This window comes from Okeania sp. SIO2B9 (assembly GCF_010672505.1).
Classification (GTDB): domain Bacteria; phylum Cyanobacteriota; class Cyanobacteriia; order Cyanobacteriales; family Microcoleaceae; genus Okeania; species Okeania hirsuta.
This window is the reverse complement of the sequence record NZ_JAAHGK010000244.1, coordinates 1-7,238: the sequence shown is the minus strand read 5'-3', so window position 1 is coordinate 7,238 and position 7,238 is coordinate 1. Positions and strand designations below refer to the sequence as shown.

General features: G+C 38.2%; 3 protein-coding genes. 2 read left to right on the top strand and 1 reads right to left on the bottom strand.

All coding sequences use genetic code 11. The annotated features are described in order from the left end of the window. Nucleotides 1–1,474: ABC-F family ATP-binding cassette domain-containing protein (locus F6K13_RS11140; protein ID WP_287287397.1), on the top strand; the 1,474-nt coding region annotated here is incomplete at its 5' end. A gap of 360 nt (nucleotides 1,475–1,834) precedes the next feature. Further along, nucleotides 1,835–2,422, top strand: coding sequence for a hypothetical protein (locus F6K13_RS11135; protein WP_124146610.1), 588 nt, complete (start codon nucleotides 1,835–1,837; stop codon nucleotides 2,420–2,422). Nucleotides 2,423–2,609: 187 nt separating this feature from the next. Here F6K13_RS11135 and F6K13_RS11130 read toward each other — a convergent pair. After that, on the bottom strand, nucleotides 2,610–7,238 hold a 4,629-nt coding region (locus F6K13_RS11130), incomplete at its 5' end, for a HEAT repeat domain-containing protein (protein ID WP_287287395.1).

Sequence of the window (7,238 nt, the reverse complement as noted above, 5' to 3'; positions counted from 1 at the left end):
TGAAGAATTTTGGAGGGTATTTAAGGAGGCAAATGAAATCCATGAATCTCTAGAAAAAGTACAGCGAGAAATGGAAACTTCTAGTCCAGAAGAGTTGGATGAATTGATACATAAATTAGACCGTTTACAACGACAATTTGAAGGTTTAAATGGTTATGGACTAGATGCAGAAATTGAGAAAATATTGCCCGAAATGGGATTTGAACCGGAAGATGGCGATCGCTTGGTTAGTGCTTTTAGTGGTGGTTGGCAAATGCGTATGAGTTTGGGTAAAATTCTCCTACAAAATCCAGATATATTATTATTGGACGAACCTACGAACCACTTAGATTTAGAAACAATTGAATGGTTAGAGGATTATTTGAAAAAATTAACTACTCCTATGGTTATAGTTTCCCATGACCGGGAATTTCTTGACCGTCTTTCGACTCAAATTGTGGAAACAGAACGAGGAGTTTCTAATACTTATTTGGGTAATTATTCGGCTTATTTACAACAAAAGTTAGAAAATCAAGCGGCACAACTGAGCACTTATGAACGACAACAAAAAGAAATAGAAAAACAACAAGCTTTTGTGGAACGTTTTCGCGCTAGTGCTACTCGGAGTACCCAGGCAAAAAGTAGAGAAAAACAATTAGAAAAAGTAGAACTTGTAGAGGCACCCGTAGCAGGATTAAGAAGTTTAAGTTTCCGTTTTCCTCCAGCACCACGTAGTGGTAGAGAGGTAGTAACAATTAAAGATTTAGTTCATACTTATGGGGAGAAAATTTTATTTTTAGGAGCAAATTTAGAGATAGAAAGAGGCGACCGGATTGCTTTTTTGGGGCCGAATGGTTGTGGGAAATCTACTATTTTGCGGATGATTATGGGAATGGAAGAACCTACAGAAGGTACTGTTAAATTAGGTAATCATAATGTTATTCCTAGTTATTTTGAGCAAAATCAAGCGGAAGCTTTAGACCTGACAAAAAATGTGATGGAAACTATTCATGATGAGGTGCCGGAGTGGAAAAATGAAGAGGTAAGAACTTTACTTGGTAATTTCTTATTTAGTGGTGAGACCGTATTTAAAAAAGTAGCTGCTTTGAGTGGGGGAGAAAAGGCACGTTTAGCTTTAGCAAAAATGTTACTTAAACCAGGTAATTTTATGTTACTTGATGAGCCAACAAATCATTTGGATATTCCAGCAAAGGAAATGTTGGAGGAGGCTTTGAAAAATTATGACGGAACTGTGGTTATTGTTTCTCACGACCGTTATTTTATTTCTCAAGTGGCAAATAAAATTGTGGAAATTCGTGATGGTGATTTTCATGTTTATTTAGGAGATTATCATTATTATCTAGATAAGATTGAGGAGGAAAAAGAGGCAGAAAGGGTGGCAAAGATTATGGCTGAAAAAGCTGCTAAGAAAGCTGAGAAAGCTGCTAAGAAGAAACAGAAGGATAAAGAGAAAGCTGCGGCTAAACGTAAATAAGGGGAGATGTAGGGGAGTAGGGGCGAACGGCCCTACAGATTTCACCCTTGATATTACTTCTTGCTTCTTCTGTAAAGGAATATACAGCAAATTCCACATTAATAAGGTATGCGTCAAAGCGGGCAAGATGCCCACACTACAAACATCTAATTGTTAATTTCTGTACCTCATATACAAAGTGCAAATTTTTCAGCTCTTCATACTCAAAGAAGGAGCGTATTTTAGGCAAGAGTTGGGCAGAACAATCTTGGGACAATTCTTACTCCTACCTCCTCGCTCATTCCCATTTCTCCTGTCTCCTGTCTCCTGTCTCCTGTCTCCTACCCCAGCAAAAAGACTTTATAAGCGCAAACCCTAATTATGTCTATTCTTATTCACTTTGAAAATATAATTTTGTTGACCTACCTCACAATATCTATGGGTTGGAAACAACCTATTGTGAGACCATCAAATTATCAAATTAATCCAGTAACAAGTCAGTTATTGACACAAAATTCTCAACCAGTCGCGGCAGAATTAACAGAGATTTTACCGAAAATCAAACAACAAACTAAAGTGCCAATTTTACTTCCGAGTCAATTATTAATTACAGGCACAGATAATCAAATTTATGTTGATGGGAAAGGTACAAATAATAGTTATGAAATAACTTTAGCTTTTGAAAAAGATTGTACTGCTAATGCTTGCTCCATTGGTTATATCAGTGGAGAAAAAGGAGGCAAACCTTTAGATGATGAATTTAGTCGAGAATTGAGTTTAGTACAAGACATTAAAGGATATTTTAGACCTTTAACTTGTGGAGCATCTTGTGCGCCTCCAATTATTGGGTGGGAATATCAAGGAGTATTCTATCGTATTTCCTTAAAAGGCGTTGGTCAAAGTCCAGAAATTGAGGGGGAGACTTTGAAAAAAATGGCTAACTCTGCCATTGAAGCAGGGGCAAGGTAATGAAGAAGGGGCGTTGCTGAATCAAGGTATGAAAATAAAAATTGAACAATCTCAAATATTTGTTATTCAATAGTTTAGCAACTACCAAAAAATACAAATCATACCCACGCATCAGCAACCCCGAAGAAGGAAGTAGCTTGGGTTAAGCGACAGCGCAACCCAACAAAAGTGAAAAATCTGACGTGGACTAATTCTCTAATTGTCGCAATTTCTCTTTTGCCCACTTCCGCAGTTTTTCGTCTGGGTCATTTTCTGCTCTGTCTTGTAATAGTGGGAGGGTTTGCGGATGGTCCGGATATTGTTTGACTATTGCTTCTAGCGCTATTTGTCGAGGGTTGGTTTGAAATTCATGTTCGCGTTGAAAGGGGTCATTGAGGACTGTGTGATCAAACAATTCTACAATTCCGGGTTGATTTTTCCAACCAGTCGCTATTTGTTTCACTGCTTCACCTCGTACTTGCCAATTCTCATCAGACTTTACCCTTTGTTTGAGTAATTCTAAAATTCCGGGTTGATTTTTCCAACCAGTAGCTATTTGTTGTAGCGCTTCAAGTCGTACATCCGAATCTTCATCAGAGTTTACCCTTTGTTTGAGTAATTCTAAAATTCCGGGTTGATTTTTCCAACCAGTCGCTATTTGTTTCACTGCTTCACATCGCACATCGGAATCTTCATCAGACTCTACCCTTTGTTTGAGTAATTCTAAAATTCCGGGTTCGTGTTTCCAACCAGTCGCTATTTGTCGCACTGCTTCCCGTCGTACTTGCCAATTCTCATCAGACTTTACCCTTTGTTTGAGTAATTCTAAAATTCCGGGTTGATTTTTCCAACCAGTAGCTATTTGTTTCACCGCTTCAAGTCGTACATCCGAATCTTCATCAGAGTTTACCCTTTGTTTGAGTAATTCTAAAATTCCGGGTTGATTTTTCCAACCAGTCGCTATTTGTCGCACTGCTTCCCGTCGTACTTGCCAATTCTCATCAGACTTTACCCTTTGTTTGAGTAATTCTAAAATTCCGGGTTGATTTTTCCAACCAGTAGCTATTTGTTTCACCGCTTCAAGTCGCACATCCGAATCTTCATCAGAGTTTACCCTTTGTTTGAGTAATTCTAAAATTCCCTCCTCATGTTTCCAACCAGTAGCTATTTGTCGCACTGCTTCCCGTCGTACTTGCCAATTCTCATCAGAGTTTACCCATTGTTTGAGTAATTCTAAAATTCCCTCCTCATGTTTCCAACCAGTAGCTATTTGTTCCACCGCTTCACGTCGCACATCCGAATCTTCATCAGAGTTTACCCATTGTTTGAGTAATTCTAAAATTCCCTCCTCATGCTTCCAAACAGTAGCAATTTGTTTCACCGCTTCACCTCGCACATCCCAATTCTCATCATACTCTACCCATTGTTTGAGTAATTCTAAAATTCCCGGTTTACCTTTCCAACCAGTAGCAATTTGTTTCACCGCTTCACGTCGCACATCCGAATCTTCATCAGAGTTTACCCTTTGTTTGAGTAATTCTAAAATTCCGGGTTGATTTTTCCAACCAGTCGCTATTTGCTTCACCGCTTCCAGTCGTACATCCGAATCTTCATCAGAGTTTACCCTTTGTTTGAGTAATTCTAAAATTCCCTCCTCATCTTTCCAACCAGTAGCTATTTGTTGTAGCGCTTCCAGTCGCACAAACTCATTCTCATCAGATACTACCCATTGTTTGAGTAATTCTAATATTCCCGGTTTACCTTTCCAACCAGTAGCAATTTGTCGCACCGCTTGACGTCGTACATCCGGATGTTCATCAGAGTTTACCCTTTGTTTGAGTAATTCTAATATTCCCTCCTCATGTTTCCAACCAGTCGCTATTTGTGTCACCACTTCACGTCGCACAAATTCATTATCATCAGACTCTACCCATTGTTTGAGTAATTCTAAAATTCCGGGTTTACCTTTCCAACCAGTCGCTATTTGTTTCACCGCTTCACCTCGTACTTGCCAATTTTCATCATACTCTACCCATTGTTTGAGTAATTCTAAAATTCCGGGTTTACCTTTCCAACCAGTCGCTATTTGTTGTAGCGCTTCCAGTCGCACAAACTCATTCTCATCAGAGTTTACCCATTGTTTGAGTAATTCTAATATTCCCTCCTCATGTTTCCAACCAGTCGCTATTTGTCGCACTGCTTCCCGTCGTACTTGCCAATTCTCATCAGAGTTTACCCATTGTTTGAGTAATTCTAAAATTCCCTCCTCATGTTTCCAACCAGTAGCTATTTGTTGCACCGCTTCACGTCGTACATCCGGATGTTCATCAGATACTACCCATTGTTTGAGTAATTCTAATATTCCCTCCTCATCTTTCCAACCAGTCGCTATTTGTTGCACCGCTTCACGTCGTACATCCGGATGTTCATCAGATACTACCCATTGTTTGAGTAATTCTAATATTCCCTCCTCATCTTTCCAACCAGTCGCTATTTGTTGCACCGCTTCACGTCGTACATCCGGATGTTCATCAGATACTACCCATTGTTTGAGTAATTCTAAAATTCCCTCCTCATGTTTCCAACCAGTAGCTATTTGTCGCACCGCTTCACCTCTTACATACGAGTCACTATCAGAGTTTACCCTTTGTTTGAGCCAAGTATAAGTTTTTTGCTCATCCCTCCAAGTTGTAGCCACCACTTCCACCGCTTGAGTACGAATTTCACGAACTAGCTTTGCTTCATCGCTATAAGATCCATAATAATAACCAAGGTCATACCCAGTCAAATCTTTTAACCTATTTAATAACCGAAACCCCACATCACCAATACCATGACGACTCCTAACTTCAAACAAACACTTACCAGCCAAAAATAAATTCAGAAACTTTTCCTCTTCCCCCTCTTGCTCCATCAAATAACTAATAACTTCCCCCACAAACTTAGCATCTATCATCCCTGCAATTAACCGCAAAACCTCATGCCATGTTTCATCCCGCCAATGCTTACCAAAAACATCCTCAATCAATTCATCTTTATCAATTTTCTGTTCTTTTTCAAACTGCCAAACAAACTCCCTAGCACAAAAATATTCCAAAAAAGTTCGATGCACAAAAGCATAATATTCAGCTCCAACAAAACACAAAATAAAATTCCGACTCCGTAACTGTTCCATCAAAGCTCTAGCCACAGTTCTGGCATCATTAATATCTACACTTTTTAGATACTCCCAAATAATCTTTTCTAAATCATCTCCCAAAATCAAATTACCAGCCAAACCAGCAATATTTCCCTGCATAAAAAAAGCAACCTGACGCAAAATTGCCTGTTTATCTTTATAGTCAATAGTAATCGGATCAATTTTCGCATCAACTAATGCCCTTTCCATATCCCATTGATGTAATAAAACCCGCGAAGCTTGATTATAAAGTTCTGCTCTATCTCTCGGCAATTCTTGATGACGATTTAGAATAGCCATCATAGTTAATAACAGTGGATTTCCTGCCAATTCTTTAATAGCTGAAGAATCCTTAATTGCCCGTTTTAACCTTTCCCTTTTTCTCTCCCTTTCCGCCTCATCCTGATAAGTCAAATTATGCCAACGTTGCATAAAATCCTCTATTTGTTCCTCTTGCAAATCCTGCAACATAAAATGATTAAATTCAGCATCTCGGAGTTTTTGTGGCTGATAACCAATTACCCGCGAAGTAACAATAACCCGCACATTTTTATAGACATTTGTAAACCGATGAATCTCAGTAATTATTTCCTCTCGCTTTGCTGGATCGAAAACTTCATCCAATCCATCAAACATCACAATAGCATCGCCATTTTGTAATTTGGCATGGAGTTCCTGTTGAGGTAGTTGACAAATTATTCCGCTACCTTTTTCTAGAAAATCCAGAAAATTTTGGCATTTATTAGCATCATGATTCTTCACATAAGTCCGTAGTTCAATTAATAGAGGAATTGGCTGTAAAGGTAAATCTTTCCGAGATAATTCTGCCCATTGAAGAGCCATATATTGTAATAAAGTAGACTTGCCAGAACCAGGGTTCCCCAGAATAACTAAATATTGATAATTGCTATTTTCAACTAACTCTAAAACCGAGCGAGTCTGCTGTTCAAAATATCTGCGTCTAAGACTTTCTAATCTTTCTTGAGAAAGTTCTTCCTCAAACTGCCCAGTCTCCCTTAATCGCTGCCGATATTCTTGAGGAATTTCATGTACTTGAGGCAGAAATTCCTGAGATTCCCGGACATTTTGAGGAATAAACATTCGCCATAATTTCAATTGATTATAGGCATAACCACTGGTATCTAAACTTTCTAATTTCAGATTTCCATATTGTTCTCGGATTCCCTCCTGATATTTTTCGAGGTCAAATTCTGGTTTAATTTCCGTGTTTTTATTTGCCAATTTATCCAGATTTTCTGAATTTAAGATTTTCCGTAATTCATCAGACTCGCGAATAATTTTTTTCACCCTTCTCTGATATTGCTTGGCAATTAATTCCCAGTCAAAATCATCTGGTAAAGGTGGATTAATTTCGTTCCAGGTAATAGCTAGTTTATTAGTATCTAAAATTTTTAGATCATGATCAAACCTAACCAAAACTTCTAAAATCGACTGATTTTTAATAAATTGTTTTAAAGGTCGGTCGTATTGCTTTAACTGACCTTCATTCAATTCCGCATTTTCTAACTCTTGCTGTATCAAATCTAAAAAATATTTAATAGCTTGTGCCGTAGCTTTTTGTAAAACTTTTCCATTTTTTATCCCACCAATAGCATCAGAAATACCTTGTTTAAAAAAATCTTTAACATAGTCTTCAGC

Coding starts and splice junctions, on each gene's coding strand:
- F6K13_RS11135 (WP_124146610.1), top strand. CDS start 1,835: ATGTCTATTCTTATTCACTTTGAAAATATAATTTTGTTGACCTACCTC.